The following is a 16,208-nucleotide window of genomic DNA, read 5'->3' on the forward strand; positions in this document are numbered from 1 at the left end:
ATTCCTTGCCATTCGTGACCATAGTGGATGACGCGGATTGCCCTATCGATCCTTATGTTTCGTGCTATCTCAATGGCCCGTTGTCTGCTAATGCGCCTAATACGAGATTTAGATACGCGAATGAGTTGCTGTTCGTGTTGCAGTACTTTTCTGAAAAAAACATCCACCTACCAGCACGGGTTGCATCGGGAAAGTTTATTTCGCAAAAGGAATATATGCAGTTTTATGACAGGTGCTGCTTGAACAAAGGAGCTTTTGATGCAGCGTCAAATGTAAAAAATTTTAGGGTAACTGATAAGCACCTGAGGAATGTCATCGTCGCCAATCAGAAAGGCATGGCGAAGGTATCTAACGAGACTTTGCTAGGACGCGTCAGGCGTCTTAGGTGTTTTCTTGATTGGCTATTTGAGCTGTTTCACGAAGTGCATGAGCTTGATGAGAAGATTGGGAAGCGATTCAATGAACTGGTCGCTAAGATTAAATTAGATGAAGTCGCGCTTGGAAGAAATGGAAGTCAACAAGTAAGCGGCGCTGAGGAGTCAGTCCTTTCGGATGATATTTTCTTGGAGTTACTAGAATTGATTATGCCTTCTTCTCCTAATAACCCATTCAAGGCTTCAAGAGTCAGAAATTATCTGATTGTCAATCTGCTAACACAAAGCGGCATCAGGAGAGGTGCCCTTGGAAAGTTGAAAGTTTCAGATTTTCACTTCTACGGTACTTTCGATCAGATATCTATATATCGATCAGGAAACGACCCGACAGATCCACGCGCTGAAAAACCCAACCAAAAGACAAAGGCGCATTTGGCTACGGTTGATAAAAATATTATGCATCAAGTTGAGTTCTATATTGATCACGTGCGTGCAGCATTTACACGTGCGCAATATCATGACTTCGTGTTTGTAAGTGAAAATGATTCAAAAGGTACAGCGGGTCAACCGCTATCCTTGAAATCAATCAATTCGCTCTTCCAGAAAATTTCAAAAGCACTGGGCGTTCATGTGCACCCTCATATGTTGCGTCACAAATGGAATGAAATATTCGATGAAAAGGGTGAACGGTGTGGTGTCGATGCTGCTCGTCTTGAGGATATTAGAAAATATGCTATGGGTTGGTCGCAAAATACAACCATGAATAATATTTATAATGACAAGCGACTTGCATTGAAAGCGAGGGAGTTATCCCTAGCGCACCAGCATAAAGTAGATCAAAAAAAATGATTCAATACAAAAAGCAGGAAGGAGCAAAAGCTAGCCAGAAAAAAGCTTTTTTGGTTACGGCTAAATCTGGCCTGGTAGTCAATACTGACGATGACGTATGGGTCATACTCCCAAATAAAGGAAAAGGAGGTAGTTTGTACGTAGGGTGGATACACTCATCAGGTATGCCAGATGATGAGAAAAATTTGATTTTGGATGTTCTTATATATTACGTCCGAACCAAGGCTGCCAGCACAGCATCCGGCTTAAATACTAATGTGAAACCATTTGTGTTAGGTGGAATTCCCTCGTTAGACAGATTAAAGGCGATTTGGAGTGGGCTTAAAACAAACCAAAAGAAAGGGCTTAATCAATTTTTTGGAACTCTATCTAAACAAGGCCATAAGAAGTTTAAGGATTTTCATTTGTTTACCTCCACGCACTTGGATAAAGTGCGTGTAAATGCACTTGATTCTTCCAGTGGTGCGTTAAATGATAGTGAGTTCGACTCATTGGCGAAGCAGATTAATTATTGCCTTCAAGAGTTTGAATGGACCGGCGATAGAGAGCTTTCCTTTTATCAAGCATCAAGTTTTTACGGTCGCCTCAGGAACTTAGTTACTAACAAGCTATTGCTTTCAATCGTCCGTCGGCCGATTCAAATTTCTCTTTTGAAATGGTCCGATCTGATCCCCATAGGTGCAAGCTTTAACGATGCAAGGGTCCGTGCAGCGGATGAAATTAGTGCTACTTTTGGGCAAGCACTGCAGCTACGAGTGTTCATAGCAAAGTCTACAGGGTTGAGCTTTTCTAGGGGATGCCCCGAGCGCTACCCTCTCTATATTTCTGATAACCTTTCAAAGGTACTCATAGATTATAAAAGGGTAATGCTGGAAGGACTTACGATGTTAATGCAATCGTCGGGAGTCAGCGTGGATAAGTCCGAAATGTTGAATTTAATGACTGATATGCCTATGTTTCCAGATATTAGTCTATTTAAAATGCATTTTAACTCTATAGATTCTTTTAAGAGGCTGTTTACATCGCGTTCTACTGCCTACCACGTTTCGGAGGCGGCTGTGACAAGCGCCATTAGATGGGTTTCGGTTACATCTGATCGAGCAGCTGATTGCGTAGTCACTTCCAATAGGATTCGTCATACCGTATTAACTCGCGGTGCTCAAGATGGACTTCCTGCTGCTCAGTTGGCAAGGATAACCGGAGTTACTGTGCCGGCGGCAAGATACTATATAGACTTGGATTACAAATCGAGGCAGGAGATTGACTGCAAATATATCGGTAATGAGTTTCTGAAGAAGGCATTTAGTAGTGCCTTAACGCCAGGTTCGGAAAGTGATGAGGCTATATTTGATAGCAAGTTCAATCCTGTTGGAAGCCCTAAAAACAAGCGTTCATGTACTACCTGTTCAACGGTAATGGGGAGACCGTTGGGGTGCTATGGATGCCCAAATTTTCGTCCCTTGCTTGAAGGCGATCACAAATCGGTGTTGGAACTCGCGGAGGATAAGCTTGCGGTCAATCGCAGTTCCCTGATCAATCCTCTTCACGCCCGGAGCATTGAAAAATTGGAACGACAGATTGTTTGGATTAAACTAACAATAGCCGTTTGCGATGAACACCTTTCAAGGCAGAGCGCAATTGAGGATTAATAAATACTTCGATCGGTTAGAGTCACTCATCGACACATATCGTGACGCCGAACTAAAGCAATTCGAGGGGGCGGGCAGCAAGGCGGATTTTGATGATCTGATTTGGTACCACATTGATCCTAATACCGGACGCAGAACTAGGTATCTTTGCGGAATACATGGCCGTAAAGGAAAAGGCAATGCAGGTAGCCTGCCTACTGATTCCCTCCCTTATCCCTATAACCATCTGATAAAAGTATGGATTATCGAAGTGGTAAATAAAAATTTATCTGCCACCGAAAAGCAAGCTCAGACATCAGCGGCCAGAAAGCTGTTGTCTCATATGGACGGAGACCTCTATACCCAAACAGAGTCAACAGTAAACAACCTTGACTTTGGGGAGCGTACTGTTGCTCGCTTGCGCTATTTTTTTGATTTTTGTGTCAAGAAAGGGGTGATGAGAAAGATTAACTTAAATAGGAGTGATAATAGAGATAGAACGGGGCACGCTTATCTTGATAGCGCTTTGGAAAAGCTTCCTGATATCACGACTGTCCTTGCTCTAGGTACTATTTTTTCTAATGTGTTTGAGCATGTGGATGAAGATGGGGTGCTTCTTCCAGGTGGGAGGATAATAATGCGGGATGCCCTAATTGTTACCTTTACTGCACTATCTCTAGCGTCACCAAATCGTACCTCCGCCGAAATACCACTCCTACCCAAGCAAAAGCTTCATTCTCATTCCGAAGGAGACGGGGCGCCAGTTTATTACCTCGATTGGATTGGAAGTAAAGGGTATGGGAACTATAAAAACCATGTGCTTTCGGCTCTGGCTGAACCAGTTACGAAAGCTATGAACTTTTTTTTTAAAGCATGCGAACCGGCAAGAGTGTTATGTAGATTTTACGAGACGCCGTGTCGGAGCTTTAATGCTTTGCTCGGAGACCTCGAGATAGCACCTGACCTAAAGCGTAATTTATTTTTAGATCAGCGACCCAACCTTTTTACTTTGGGTTATGCGTTAGGGTTCTATGGAGTTAATCAGTGCGTTCCGGTACTGAAGGAAGGTGCTGATCTGATTTCCATTCACCGCACTCAAAGAGGTAAGTGCTTTGAACAAAAACCAATTTGGTCTTTGCGGTCTGAGGACCGGTTGTCGGTATCTTATACTGGGGCTCAGTCTTTGTCTGCGCTACCAATTTTATTCGGATACTCCAACATTCCGAATATATTCTCCGATAAAGTAACTGTCACAATTGGAGAGGTACAAGATTGGTGGATTTCGTTTTATAAAGAAAATATTCTTCCCGAATTTCCGCTTTCGTTTTCTAGTGGTGAGTCAAGTCTTCCGCTAAAAAATGCGATGTTTTGCTTCTTGGGAAGCTGGATTTATGGGGGCTCTAATAATCGAGGGAGCGGTGGGAAACTTTTCCAAAAATCAAATTTTTCTGTGGTGCCACTAGCATCTCTAGGGAAATCTGTACTATCTCGAATCGGCTTGAATCGAGACATCACGTCGATTTTTCAAAGTTACGGATTTTCATCAGAGTTAAGCCTGTCACCGCATAGTTTGCGTCACTTCTCCAACACCCTCGCGGACTTAAGTAATATCCCTATAGAAATAATAACTGCGTGGTCGGGGAGGAAAAGCTCTGAGCAAACTCATACTTATATCCATACGAGTGAAGAGGAAAAATCGGGTCGAGTGAGTGCGATAATGAATTCTCCCGATATTGACAAACGTACAATTAGGATTTTCTCTCAAGAACAGCTTGCAAAAGCAACTAACCTACCGGCCTCGCTCACTTCAACGGGCCTTTGCACCCAAAATCTAAACGTGACTCCATGTGATTATTTGAATGATTTCGTCTCCCAGTGCTTCTTGTGTCCAGAAAGTTGTCACATCGCCGGGGATGAGGATGCTATAAAACTGTTATTGAAAGATTTATCATTTCAAGTCATGAGATTAGATTCTGTAGCAATGGACCTTCGCCTACCAACGTCCCAGGCAATGAGACAATGGTATGTTATTCATTCTCGAAATGTTCATGTTCTTTCGATGCTGATTGATCTGATGAGAGGTAGTTCCGCAGGTACCACAATTCGTTACTCGAACAAAAACTCTGAATTCAATCTGATCGATTTAAGTACGATGGTCATAACAAAAGTTGCGTGTGCGCTTCCAAATTTTGAGGCGCGCTTAAAAGATTTGATTGAAGATAAAGCTACGAGCGCTTCGGCTGATACCAATCCTCAGTTACGTTCTCTTTTGTCGTCTTTCGGCCTTAACAATAAGGAGGCATAACGTGGTCGAACCAAAAATATCTGCCCAAGCACAACGCAAGATAGAGATTATGCTGACCAAATGGACGGGTAAGCTTACCTGGGATGCGCTGGTGACAAAGGTTGAGCTTGAAGTTGCGATAAAAACGACAAGACAAACTCTCTGCACTTATGTGGGTATAGCTACATCATACAAAAACAAGAAAGCGCAACTTCGAGGCGCATCACCCTCGCTCTACACAAAAATTACAGCTTCTGATGTTAAGTTGGTCGAACAGATAGAGAACCTGAAGGCTGAGGTTGAAGTACTGAAAAAAAATAATGTTGAACAACTTCGAATGATTGAAAGGATGCTTTTGAATGCAAATACAATTCCCAATCTAGATCTCTATGCTTTAGTTAAGCGAAGACCTGAGGAAGTACAAAAAAACTAATATGCAAAGCTTGTCTCATTTTTTCAGAGCATGGTGTAGTTTTTAGACAGCTCGGGTGATTCAGTTGGTACGCAAAAAATGAGTATTGTGGTGACTAACACAGAAATTTTCCTAAATTTTCTTTGGTAATAGTTCTGCTGGAGCACATTCAAGGCTTTGGGCAATCTGGTACAGCTTTTCGACCGTGATGTTGACTTCGCCTCGCTCAATTCGGCCCATGTAGCTTCGGTCAACTTGGCAAATCAGAGCGAAGACGTCCTGCGATAGTCCTTTTGCTTTTCTCGCTTGCCTGATCTTTTTCCCCAATTCTTTCGCCAGATTCCCCATAGCCGCCTCGACACACATGAGGAAAGACTATCGAGTGTTTGCGGACCAATCGGCCACGGACTATAATCCGCATTTTTGTTTAAAGATCATTGAGGCGCCTGCATGAAACAAGATTTATTCGAATTCGACAGGCAGCTCCATTCTCTGCTTTGCGATCATTTTTCTGGGGAGTTCACGACCCATCAGTTGAGAGATGCGTATGCGGCACTCCTTCCTCCCTCAAGCTTTCGGCTCGCAGATGTGCGCGTTTATGTTTATGAACAGATCCGAAGATTAATTCGTGCTGGCTGGGTGGAGATGGCAGTGCAGCGTCAAAAGCGGGGACAGGTGTTTCGTATGCTGGAGATGCCGCAACGGCTGCAGCTCGTACTGGTAGATGGGAACTTCTCCATGACCGTAGATTCTGTGGAAGCTCCAGCAGATGAGGGAAGAGAAATACCATGCTCTGTGCCTAGCTCAAAGGAAGGGCAAGACGATCAGGCCCGCCTTCAAGTGATGCTTAAGGAGACCCGGCTTGATCTGCTCTCATCCTTGGGCGAGACCGAGCGGTACAAGCAGTTGTTTGAGGAGATTCCTCATCTGAAGGGGCGTTTTGAAGGGGTTTATCTGGAAGTCCGTGACAGGAGCTCAAAGCTCCTTGGTCACGTTCGTGCGATCGAAAATACGCTTAAGGCGATTTCTGCCACATGAACGCCACTCTCAGGATATGGCAGCACGAATGCATTACGTTGGCTATTCAGCACTTCACCGAACAACCTCATTTTTTTTGCCAAGCAACTCCCGGTGCTGGCAAGACTAAAATGGCAGCGGAGCTGGCCAGGCTGTTGCTGCAGCAAGACAAGATAGATTTGATTCTTTGCTTTGCTCCGTCACGGCAAACATCGGATGGATTTCAGAGAACGTTCTCTGACGTTCTAGGGAGGCGCCTAGATGGATTGATAGGTGCCGTCGGTGCTGCTTGCACGTATCAAGGAATGGAATATCGAGACGCAGCGTTCTGGAAACTTTTCGACGACTATAGGGTGTTCGCAGTTTTCGATGAAATCCATCACTGCGCCGGCCATGACTTGCTGTTAAGCAATGCATGGGGTCAGCAGATTTTGCAAAGGATTCAAGATCGCGCCACCTTCACTCTTGCTCTCTCGGGAACACCTTGGAGGTCTGACCAGAAGGCAATAGCGCTTGCTCGATATTCTCAGCCAGACGGGGTGCTGATCTGTGATTACCGATATGGCCTGCAGGAGGCAATCGCTGACGGCGTATGTCGGTCGCCGCGCATCGTCGTTTTGGATAACAACATGGTGAGGTTAACTGAAACGCTATCCACAGAAGGCACCGTCACAACGTATCCGAGTATTGCCAGGCTACTTTCTGAGTCACCCGTGTCTTATGAAGATCTGCTGTTCCATGACGATATTTTGCGGCAGATTCTGTTGTTAGGGTGTACAAAGCTTCGCGAAATCCGTGAGCGCCATCCGGAAGCCGGCGGCCTGGTAGTTTCGACAAACATTGAGCACGCTCACCGCATAGCTGACCTTATGCGTGCACAGGGGGAGGTGTGTCAGGTCGTGACCAATAAGACGCCAAACGCGCAGCAGGTCATCAATGATTTTCGACATGGTGGCTGCACCTGGATTATTGCGGTTGGCATGATCAGCGAGGGGACGGACATACCTAGGCTTCAGGTTTGCTGTCATCTAAGTCGTATACGTACCGAACTGCACTATCGCCAGGTGTTGGGCAGAATCCTCAGGCGCTCAAATGATGCGGATGAAAAAGCTTGGCTGTATGTTCTTGCGGAACCTGCGCTCCAGCAGTACTCGGAGCGTTTGGCCGATGATTTGCCCGATGATCATGCCGTATTGAGTGTCGTACGAGCTTCGCAGTTAGAGTGCGACGACCAGATTGACGACCATCCAGAAGATCCCAGTGGCATTGAGATCGCTATCTTGGGAGGTTCAATGGGCGGAGCCTATTCCCGAATGGGTAGCGACCACGCTATTTCGATTATCGGCTCATCCGAGCCCGCATTGTATGAACTCAATTTTTCTCAGCACTACCGAACTCAGCTTCTGAGCGTGTATTGAGAGCATGAGCCCATTAGCGTGGCTGTGGTTGGAAAGGTTCAGCTTCGGCTTCACAGTTCACCGACCCAGCGGACACAAAATGCCGGCTCCCCAAAGTTAATTTTGGTAGTGGCAGCACTGCGTTGGTGCCAATGCGAGAAACCTCTTGTGCGGAAACAGAAAAACAGACGTAAGAAAGCGCGGTTCATCAAGGCGTTGATGGCCATCAAAATCACTCGAGAAGCACGTCAATTGCTTGAAAGGCGTTCAGCTCGCGCGAGTCGATTTCTGGATGGGATATCGATCGTCGGAGATAACTCAGAGTCCGATAGCTGCGAGGCACAGGGAAAATACATGCGTGACTGTTCAACCGTGGACGAGAGTACGGGGGCTAACTATCGTCGATAGTCATCATCCATTTTAAAGGAGGCTGCCCGCTTTGGCTCCGTGATCTTTGGCGTCCACCTGACGATGTGAAGCTGGTCATGTATCAATCCCAACCTCCGGAAATCTCTATCAATGGACCAACAGACCCACGAAAACCACTACGTACCAATCTGGTACCAGAAGCGTTTTTTGCCCGCGCCTGGAGCGCAATTTTTCTATCTTGATCTGTCCCCCTCCATCTATCGGAATGGCCTAGGAAAATCAGTCTCCAAACGCGTCCCGAAGAGTAGCTTCAAAAAAACAGATCTCTACACCACCTGGCCTGGTGGACAGCCCAATGATGAAATCGAGCGTTTGCTTTTTGGAGAGATCGACAACTCTGGGGCCGTTGCGATTCGTCAACTGGCCGGTGGTCAGCCAGAGGAAGTTCATGACGCGTTTACGCCTTTTTTCGAGTATCTCGGCGCACAGAAGTTACGCACACCGAAAGGTCTAGATTGGATCAATGCACACTACTCGCAGCTTGATCAGTCCGGGCTAATGAGAGAAATGCAGCACTTGTTGGCACTGAACTTGACCATCTGGAGTGAAGGGGTTCGCGAGATCGTCTCCGCGAAAAAGTCGGACGTTAAATTCATAATCACCGACCATCCTGTCACCCTCTACAATGCGGCCTGCCCTCCAGATGCGCCGACATGTCGCTACCCAAATGAGCCGTCCGTGCAATGGAACGGGACGCAAACGATTTTCCCTCTAGATGCCGAGCATTGCCTAATCCTTAGCCACCTCGACTACGCGAAACAGACAGAGGGTGTCGACCTGTTAGCCGAGAGACAGAATGCCCGCAACTTCGGAAAAAGCCTGGCTCGAACGGATGCATGGATCCGTTCCAGGGCGCTGTCCCGAGACCAAGTGCTGGCAATCAATTACCTTCTAAAATCTCGCGCCTGCAAACATGTGGCGGCGCCTGTGGAGGATTGGCTCTACCCGGAACGGGAATACGCCGGCGATTGGGGCAAGATCGGGGAAGTGCTTCGCCCACCAGCTGACGAGCTTTGGCATTTCGGCGGGGAAATGTACGTTGGTTACGACGATGGCTCGACCCTCTACCAGGACCCGTACGGGCGTACTTCAGGCAGCCATGAGTACCTGAAGAAATCGCCACCCTCATATCCCATCGATGATGAAGCTGAATGCGGTTGCGGTAGCGGGTATTCGTTTACAGCGTGTTGCAAGGATATTCCTGAAGCGCATCGGCCTACCTGGTCTGTTGCAAGCATTCGAGAGCGGAACCTGATGTTCGTCGGCAAGGTGAAAAACATCCTTGGACTGGACAGCGGCAAAAGCTGGGGCGACGTGCGAGCAGAACTCAACGATGAGCACGTCACGCAAATTTATCGGTGCCTTCAAGCACTGTGGCCAGTTGATACAAACTTCAGAGAGCTTTGGCCGCGGCCGGACCCTCGGATTTTCCGGGCGGTTTACATGGGCTGTATCGATCCTCGCACTGTGGTTACCAGTGTGCTCAGTTGGTCCAGCTATTTCGACGAGGTAGTTTTACTCAACCCGTTTATGAATCCGGCGTGTGTACGCCCCGAGTTCAGCCCTGTCGAAAATCCGTCTCAACACCGGGTGCAGACCCTCAAAAATGTAATGCTCCTACTGGAGCTAGAGCCTTTCATTCGGGCCGGTATAGTTCATTTTGTTCCTGACCCTGGGGAGTTGGAATTTGCTTTTGGCAACGCGATGCGGGAGATGGCGGAATCCCGCGTCAGTGATGCAGAGGAGTTTCACGACGACACCGGTATGTTTAAGTGGCTTGCCGAGGACGACACTGAGCGACTGTTCTCACGACTACCCCTTGAATCTATCAGCAGCATCATCCGCAAATCGTCGCCTCATCTTAATATTGCCGATGTCGATGAAATGGCTCGAAAGTTCAAGAAGCTGAGGGATGATGACCCCTTAGCGCTGCTACAGCCGACTCAGCCTGGAAAGGAGCACAGCCAGCTCATGGCGTTTCGCTGTGCACCGCTTGAACTTTCGATGTTTATGGCGCAAGTGACTGGCGCTGCAATATTTACGGACCTTCCGATTTTCTGGCGACAGTTGCATGCCGCAACGCAAGCTCAACCTACAGCTGCATACTGGCTGCCGTTTACAAATTTGACCGACCAGTTGCTCTTCACCCTGGCGGAGGTACCGCACGAAATCTATCGACTGCGGGCATCTGTAAATTTAGCCAATTTCCGAGCGGTTTTTAGATCTGTATCAAAGTTGCTTATCGCGCCTGAGGGCGAGATTGCAAGCCAAGTTGCGAAATTGCACTCCACTTGACCACCCGGTTGCATTCGACCTGACCAGTCATTTGCATTCATTATGACCACCGATTGCACTGGATTTGACCAGCATGCTTCGTGGCCATAATGGGCAGAAAGCGGCAAGTTTCCGCAATGCAGTGCAGAAGATTGACCGGCTGGAGGGAGAAAAGCACCGCCTGTGAGAGGAGAGCGACAGGTTTTTCGAGCAGTTCGACCGGTGGCAGTACTACGCATTCAAGCACCAGATACCGCAGGGCAAGTTGAATGCGCCACCGACTCAAATTTAGCGCGATTCGTCGGGGATACTGACGCCAGGAGCCCGAACATCTGATGTCTAGGGTGTAGAATACCGGGCATTCTCGACTGATGATGTCTGTTCGTTCGCTTTAGTAATGCGCCAAGCAGGTATTCGACAACTGCCTACGTTGACAATTTGGAGTAGCGCCATACGCAATTCACGGCAAGAGAAGACATCATGGATGTATCGAGCATTATCGTGCTCTTTTCAAGAGATCGGACATCGTATTAGCAGAGATGGTCGATGCAAATGGTGCTGAGGCATTGATTTCCTCCCATAATTATTTACTCGATTACGACGTGGCTGAGCTGGAGTAAAACCCGTGGGTAGCCTCACCAAGTGCTTACACAGAATTTATAGTTAGTTGAGCGCGCGAAGGAAATAGAGAATAAATTTAAGCGCTACCAAAGCAATTTTTGTTTTAATCTGGAGCGATGTACGTATTTGCATTACTGACTACCTTCTTGCATGTCTGCCAGACATAGTAGTGACCTGCGGAGTACGCGCTAGTTACCGTCCTTGGTTTCAACATGAGCTTAAAAATGCCGCCCGATCATTGATCGGACGGCATTTTTGTTGGGGGGGGCGAATGCTCAGATCCGAAGGCGTTAGCCTAATACCTCATTGGCTACTTGGTCGACCGCACTTTTGGTGATGTCGACGATCAGGTCTGCTTCTTCCTCGGACAGGATCAACGGTGGTGCGAAGCCTAGAATGTCGCCATGGGGCATCGCCCGGGCAATCATGCCGCGCTCAAGACAGGCCGCCGATACTTTCGGGCCGACCTTCAAGGCCGCGTCGAACGGGGTACGCTGCTCACGATCCGCCATGAACTCAACGGCAGCCAGCATACCGTCGCCGCGCACTTCACCCACCAACGGATGACCTTCCAGGGTTTCACGCAACCGACGGTTGAGGTAGCTGCCGACCTTCTCGGCGTTGGCCGTCAGGTTTTCCCGTTCGATAATATCGAGGTTGGCCAAGGCGGCGGCGGCACAAATCGGATGCCCCGAGTACGTCCAGCCGTGGCCCATGGCACCTTGGGATTCGGACGCCTTTTCGATCACGTTCCACACTTTTTCACCAACAATCACCGCCGACAACGGCGCGTAGGCGCTGGTCAGACCTTTGGCGGTGGTGATCAGATCCGGGCGCATGCCGTAACGCTGGCTGCCCATCTTCGAACCCAACCGCCCGAAAGCGCAGACCACTTCGTCGGCGATCAGCAACACGTCGTATTTGTTCAGCACCGCTTGAATCGCGGCCCAGTAGCCGGCTGGTGGAACAATGATGCCGCCGGTACCCATCAACGGTTCGCCGATAAACGCGGCCACGGTGTCTGGCCCTTCGGCCAGGATCATTTTTTCCAGCTCCTCGGCACAGTAGCGCACGAACGCCGCTTCATCCATACCGGTCGGCGCCTTACGGTACCAATGCGGGCACACGGTATGCTTGATGCCTTCAGCCGGCAGGTCGAAATGCTGATGAAAGCTCGGTAGGCCGGTCAGGCTTCCGGTCATGATGCCCGAACCGTGGTAACCGCGATCACGGGAGATAATTTTCTTCTTCTGCGGGCGGCCCAGTACGTTGTTGTAGTACCGCACCAATTTGATCTGGGTTTCGTTGGCGTCGGAACCGGACAGGCCGTAGTAGACCTTTTTCATGCCCTCGGGCGCCCAGTCGATGATGCGGCTCGACAGCTCGATGATCGCTTCGGTCGAATGGCCGACGTAGGTGTGGTAGTAGGCCAATTCCTTGGCTTGCTTGTAGATTGCATCGGCGACTTCGGTGCGACCGTAGCCGATGTTCACGCAGTACAGGCCGGCAAAGGCGTCGATGAATTCGCGGCCCTCATGATCGCGAATACGAATACCCGACGCACTCTTGATGATGCGCCCCTTGAGCGCGCCGCTGGCGTGGTCATGGGCATGGGTGGACGGGTGCATGAAGTGCGCACGGTCTTGTTCGAACAACGAATCGAGTTCTTGGCTCATGGCGGATCTCCTCAGAACTGGCCTTGATGGTGCAGGCAAAAGTATTTGGTTTCGACAAAGGCTTCGAAGCCCTCGGTGCCGCCTTCGCGGCCCAGCCCCGAGGCTTTCATGCCACCGAACGGGATCGGATGGCCGGTAAACTTGACGCCATTGACCGCGATCATGGCGTGGTCGAGGCGGCGAATCAGGGGGTAGATCAGGTCCAGACGGTTGGAACAAATGTAGGCCGCCAGACCGTATTCGGTGTCGTTGGCCATTTCGATGGCTTGCTCGAGGGTGTCGAAAGGCATGACGCCGGCGATCGGCGCGAAATTCTCTTCTCGGTAGATACGCATCCGCGGCGTAACGTCGGCCAACACCGTCGGCTGGTAGAACAACCCGCCGAGGGCGTGCGCTTCACCGCCGACCAGCCGTTGAGCACCAAGTTGCAGGGCGTCTTCGACGCGCTCGGCCGTAACCTCGAACGCCGCCTGATGCATCAACGGGCCGATGTCGACGCTTTGCTCCTGATCACCGACCAGCGCCGGGCCTACCCGCAGCTCGCGCACCGCAGAGGCAAAGCGGTTGAGAAACGCCGGGTAAATCGAACGCTGCACCATGATCCGGTTGGCCGCACAGCAATCCTGGCCGGAGGTCTGGAACTTGGCCTCCACCGCGACTTTCACCGCCAGTTCCAGATCGGCATCGGCGCAGACTATGAACGGCGCGTTACCGCCCAGCTCCAGCGACACCTTCTTCACATCCTGGGCCGCCGCTTGCAGGACCAATTTACCGACGCGGGTTGAGCCGGTGAAGCTGACCGAACGCACGCGAGTGTCCTGCACCAGGGTTTGCATGGTCATTTGCGGTTCGCCCAGCACCACGTTGAACACGCCTGCCGGGAAGCCCGCTTCCTCTGCCAGTTGCGCCAGAGCCAATGCGGAAAACGGTGTTTCATGGGCCGGCTTGATCACCACAGTGCAACCGGCAGCCAGTGCTGCGGCGGCTTTGCGGGTGATCATCGCCGAAGGAAAATTCCACGGGGTCAGCAGCGCACAGACGCCGACCGGTTCCTTGACGGTGCCCAAGTGCGCGCCAGGGATATGGCTGGGAATGTTCTGCCCGTAAAGACGCCGCGCCTCTTCGGCAAACCAGGGAATGAAGCTGGCGGCGTAGGCGATTTCGCCGCGTGACTCGGCCAGGGGTTTACCTTGTTCCTGACTGAGGATGCGCGCCAGGTCTTCCTGATGCTCAAGGATCAACGCCGCCCAGCGCCGCAGAGTCGTCCCGCGGGCATCGAGGCTTTGTTCACGCCAGGCCGCAAACGCCCGGTGTGCAGCATCAACGGCGGCGATGATCTGAGGCTGATCGAGCATCGGCACATGACCAATCAACTTCTGATCGGCCGGATTGTGCACGGCGACGCTGTGGCCGCTCTCACTGTGGACCCAATGCCCGTCTACGTAGCAAAGTGCTTTGAACAACAGCGGATGTTTGTATGTCATGGCGTTCACTCCAAACTGTGTGCGTGAGTCCATGCTAGGGCAGTGCAGCCCGGGTGATTTGGCGTTTGGCGGGGCGTAACCACAGATTTTTTCTGATTGAACACCGGCAAACAGGGGCTTTTTGCGGTGAAGGTTTTGCGCCGGCTTATGGCTCCTGCACCAGCTCGGCTGGCAAGGCACCCCCGGTCTTTATGGTTTTGGTGACGATGTAAGTGAAGTAGCGCTCGATGCCCAGGTCATCGAGCAATAACTGGTCGATAAACCGCTGGTAATGGTCGATGTCCGGCGCCTGGATCATTGCCATGTAATCAACACCGCCACCAGTGGCGTAACAGAACGCCACTTCAGCGGCTTCGTTCATGCGTTGCTCGAAACGCCGCATGTCCTGAGCGGTGTGTCGGGCCAGGGTGATTTCCACCAGCACCTGCTGGCTTTTGAACACCGCGTTCCAATCGATCTGCGCTCGGTACCCTTTGATCAGCCCAAGCGCCTCCAGCTTGCGAACCCGCTCCCACGCCGGGGTCACCGAAAGATTGATCGCCTCGGCCAGGCTCGACTTGGTGATCCGACCGTCTTCGGCGAGGATTCGCAGGATTTTCAGGTCATAGCGATCGAGCTTGTACATGGTCCGATAATCTCCTAAATGTGTGGGAGAAACCTGTGGGAGCGAGCCTGCTTGCGATGGCGGTATTTCAGTCACATCAATAATGGATGTAACGCCGCAATCGCGAGCAGGCTCGCTTCCACAGGGTTTGGGGTCAGGTCAATACATCGGCGATGACTGCAATGGTATCGCCGCACTGCACTAGGCCGGGAAAGTGGCGCGCCGCCAGCAGGCCGCTGCGGGCCGCGCGATATTCCACCGGGGCGACGCCGCTGCGGGTAGCGTCGTAAACGCGGGCGATCACTTCGCCCTTGCTCACTTTGTCGCCCAGATCGCGGCACATTTCCAGCAAGCCGTCGTGTTCGCTGGCGATGAAGCAATTGGCATCGGGCATGTCGAGCATGATTGACCCCGTGGTCTGGATCTCACCTTCGAGAATCCCCGCATGCACCAGCAGATTGCGCACCCCGCGCTCGGCAATCGCCACACTGCGTGCTGTGGACGAACCACCGCCACCCAGTTCGGTCGTGACAAAGACTTTGCCCTGACGCTCGGCGGCGGTGTCGTACATCGCCCCGGCATCGAGTTCCAGCATGCGCATGCTGTAAGGTGCATTGAAAGCGCGCATTCCGGCTTCGCATTGCGCCTGCTGATTTTTGTCGGGCAGCACATGACAAGCTGCGAAAGGCAGGAAATCCAAGGTGCGGCCACCGGAATGGATGTCCAGCACGAAGTCCGCCAAGGGCAATAAGGTCCGGTTGAAGTAGTCGGCGATTTTCTCGGTCACGGTGCCGTCCGGCTTACCGGGGAAACTGCGATTGAGATTACCCTTGTCGATCGGCGACGTGCGCCGACCAGCATGGAACGCCGGGGTGTTCATGAACGGGACGATAATCACCCGCCCCGTGACCTCGGCAGCCATCAGACCCTGGGCTAGTTTGCTCAGCGCCACCGGGCCTTCGTATTCATCACCGTGGTTACCGCCGGTAAGCAGCGCGGTCGGACCCTCACCGCGCTGAATCACAGTGACCGGAATCATCACCGCGCCCCAGGCCGAGTCGTCCCGGGAGTGCGGCAATTTGAGGAACCCGTGCTGCACGCCTTCGCGGGCAAAATCCACCGTGGCGCTGATCGGATTATCGGGCAATTCGCTCATGGC

The 16,208-nt window shown here is 50.9% G+C and carries 12 protein-coding genes; 7 read left to right on the plus strand and 5 right to left on the minus strand.

The annotated features are described in order from the left end of the window. Nucleotides 1-134: 134 nt before the first annotated feature. The 4 genes from ACEN8Q_RS30155 to ACEN8Q_RS30170 are packed head-to-tail and all read left to right on the plus strand — an operon-like array spanning nucleotide 135 to nucleotide 5,568. Nucleotides 135-1,223, plus strand: coding sequence for a site-specific integrase (locus tag ACEN8Q_RS30155; protein WP_413704139.1), 1,089 nt, complete (start codon nucleotides 135-137; stop codon nucleotides 1,221-1,223). Further along, entirely contained in the window at nucleotides 1,220-2,872 is a 1,653-nt protein-coding gene (locus ACEN8Q_RS30160) for a hypothetical protein (RefSeq protein WP_413704140.1), read from the plus strand. Before ACEN8Q_RS30155 ends, ACEN8Q_RS30160 begins: the two co-directional genes overlap by 4 nt. Then, the gene (locus ACEN8Q_RS30165; RefSeq protein ID WP_413704141.1) at nucleotides 2,835-5,156 is read left to right on the plus strand and encodes a hypothetical protein; all 2,322 of its coding nucleotides are present in this window, start codon (nucleotides 2,835-2,837) and stop codon (nucleotides 5,154-5,156) included. The genes ACEN8Q_RS30160 and ACEN8Q_RS30165 overlap by 38 nt, the downstream gene beginning before the upstream one ends. 1 nt (nucleotide 5,157) lies before the next feature. Next, nucleotides 5,158-5,568 carry a hypothetical protein gene (locus tag ACEN8Q_RS30170; RefSeq protein WP_413704142.1) on the plus strand — a complete coding sequence of 137 codons (411 nt, stop codon included), beginning with the start codon at nucleotides 5,158-5,160 and terminating at the stop codon, nucleotides 5,566-5,568. A 111-nt stretch (nucleotides 5,569-5,679) separates the two neighbouring features. On the opposite strand, the gene ACEN8Q_RS30175 is transcribed toward ACEN8Q_RS30170, so the two are convergent. Then, nucleotides 5,680-5,895: a helix-turn-helix domain-containing protein gene (locus ACEN8Q_RS30175; RefSeq protein ID WP_413704143.1), complete on the minus strand. Its 216-nt coding sequence runs from the start codon at nucleotides 5,893-5,895 to the stop codon at nucleotides 5,680-5,682. Between the two features lie 102 nt (nucleotides 5,896-5,997). On the opposite strand from ACEN8Q_RS30175, the gene ACEN8Q_RS30180 reads away from it, so the two are divergent. From ACEN8Q_RS30180 to ACEN8Q_RS30190, 3 genes are all read left to right on the plus strand, one after another. Further along, nucleotides 5,998-6,585 carry a hypothetical protein gene (locus tag ACEN8Q_RS30180; protein ID WP_413704144.1) on the plus strand — a complete coding sequence of 196 codons (588 nt, stop codon included), beginning with the start codon at nucleotides 5,998-6,000 and terminating at the stop codon, nucleotides 6,583-6,585. Then, entirely contained in the window at nucleotides 6,582-7,982 is a 1,401-nt protein-coding gene (locus ACEN8Q_RS30185) for a DEAD/DEAH box helicase (protein WP_413704145.1), read from the plus strand. The genes ACEN8Q_RS30180 and ACEN8Q_RS30185 overlap by 4 nt, the downstream gene beginning before the upstream one ends. Before the next feature lie 498 nt (nucleotides 7,983-8,480). Continuing rightward, a complete protein-coding gene (locus ACEN8Q_RS30190) occupies nucleotides 8,481-10,685 on the plus strand; it encodes a hypothetical protein (protein ID WP_413704146.1) in 2,205 nt (734 codons plus the stop codon). An 890-nt stretch (nucleotides 10,686-11,575) separates the two neighbouring features. Here ACEN8Q_RS30190 and ACEN8Q_RS30195 read toward each other — a convergent pair. From ACEN8Q_RS30195 to doeB, 4 genes are all read right to left on the minus strand, one after another. Continuing rightward, nucleotides 11,576-12,961, minus strand: a complete 1,386-nt coding sequence (locus ACEN8Q_RS30195) for an aspartate aminotransferase family protein (RefSeq protein WP_413704147.1) — start codon at nucleotides 12,959-12,961, stop codon at nucleotides 11,576-11,578. An 11-nt stretch (nucleotides 12,962-12,972) separates the two neighbouring features. Beyond that, the gene (locus ACEN8Q_RS30200; RefSeq protein ID WP_413704148.1) at nucleotides 12,973-14,445 is read right to left on the minus strand and encodes an NAD-dependent succinate-semialdehyde dehydrogenase; all 1,473 of its coding nucleotides are present in this window, start codon (nucleotides 14,443-14,445) and stop codon (nucleotides 12,973-12,975) included. Nucleotides 14,446-14,590: 145 nt separating this feature from the next. Then, nucleotides 14,591-15,070 carry an Lrp/AsnC family transcriptional regulator gene (locus ACEN8Q_RS30205; protein ID WP_413704149.1) on the minus strand — a complete coding sequence of 160 codons (480 nt, stop codon included), beginning with the start codon at nucleotides 15,068-15,070 and terminating at the stop codon, nucleotides 14,591-14,593. A gap of 133 nt (nucleotides 15,071-15,203) precedes the next feature. Next, entirely contained in the window at nucleotides 15,204-16,205 is a 1,002-nt protein-coding gene (gene doeB / locus ACEN8Q_RS30210) for a N(2)-acetyl-L-2,4-diaminobutanoate deacetylase DoeB (protein WP_413704150.1), read from the minus strand. Between the last annotated feature and the right edge of the window lie 3 nt (nucleotides 16,206-16,208).

It is taken from the genome of Pseudomonas sp. Pseusp16, assembly GCF_047324915.1.
In the GTDB taxonomy this organism is placed as follows: domain Bacteria; phylum Pseudomonadota; class Gammaproteobacteria; order Pseudomonadales; family Pseudomonadaceae; genus Aquipseudomonas; species Aquipseudomonas fluorescens_CD.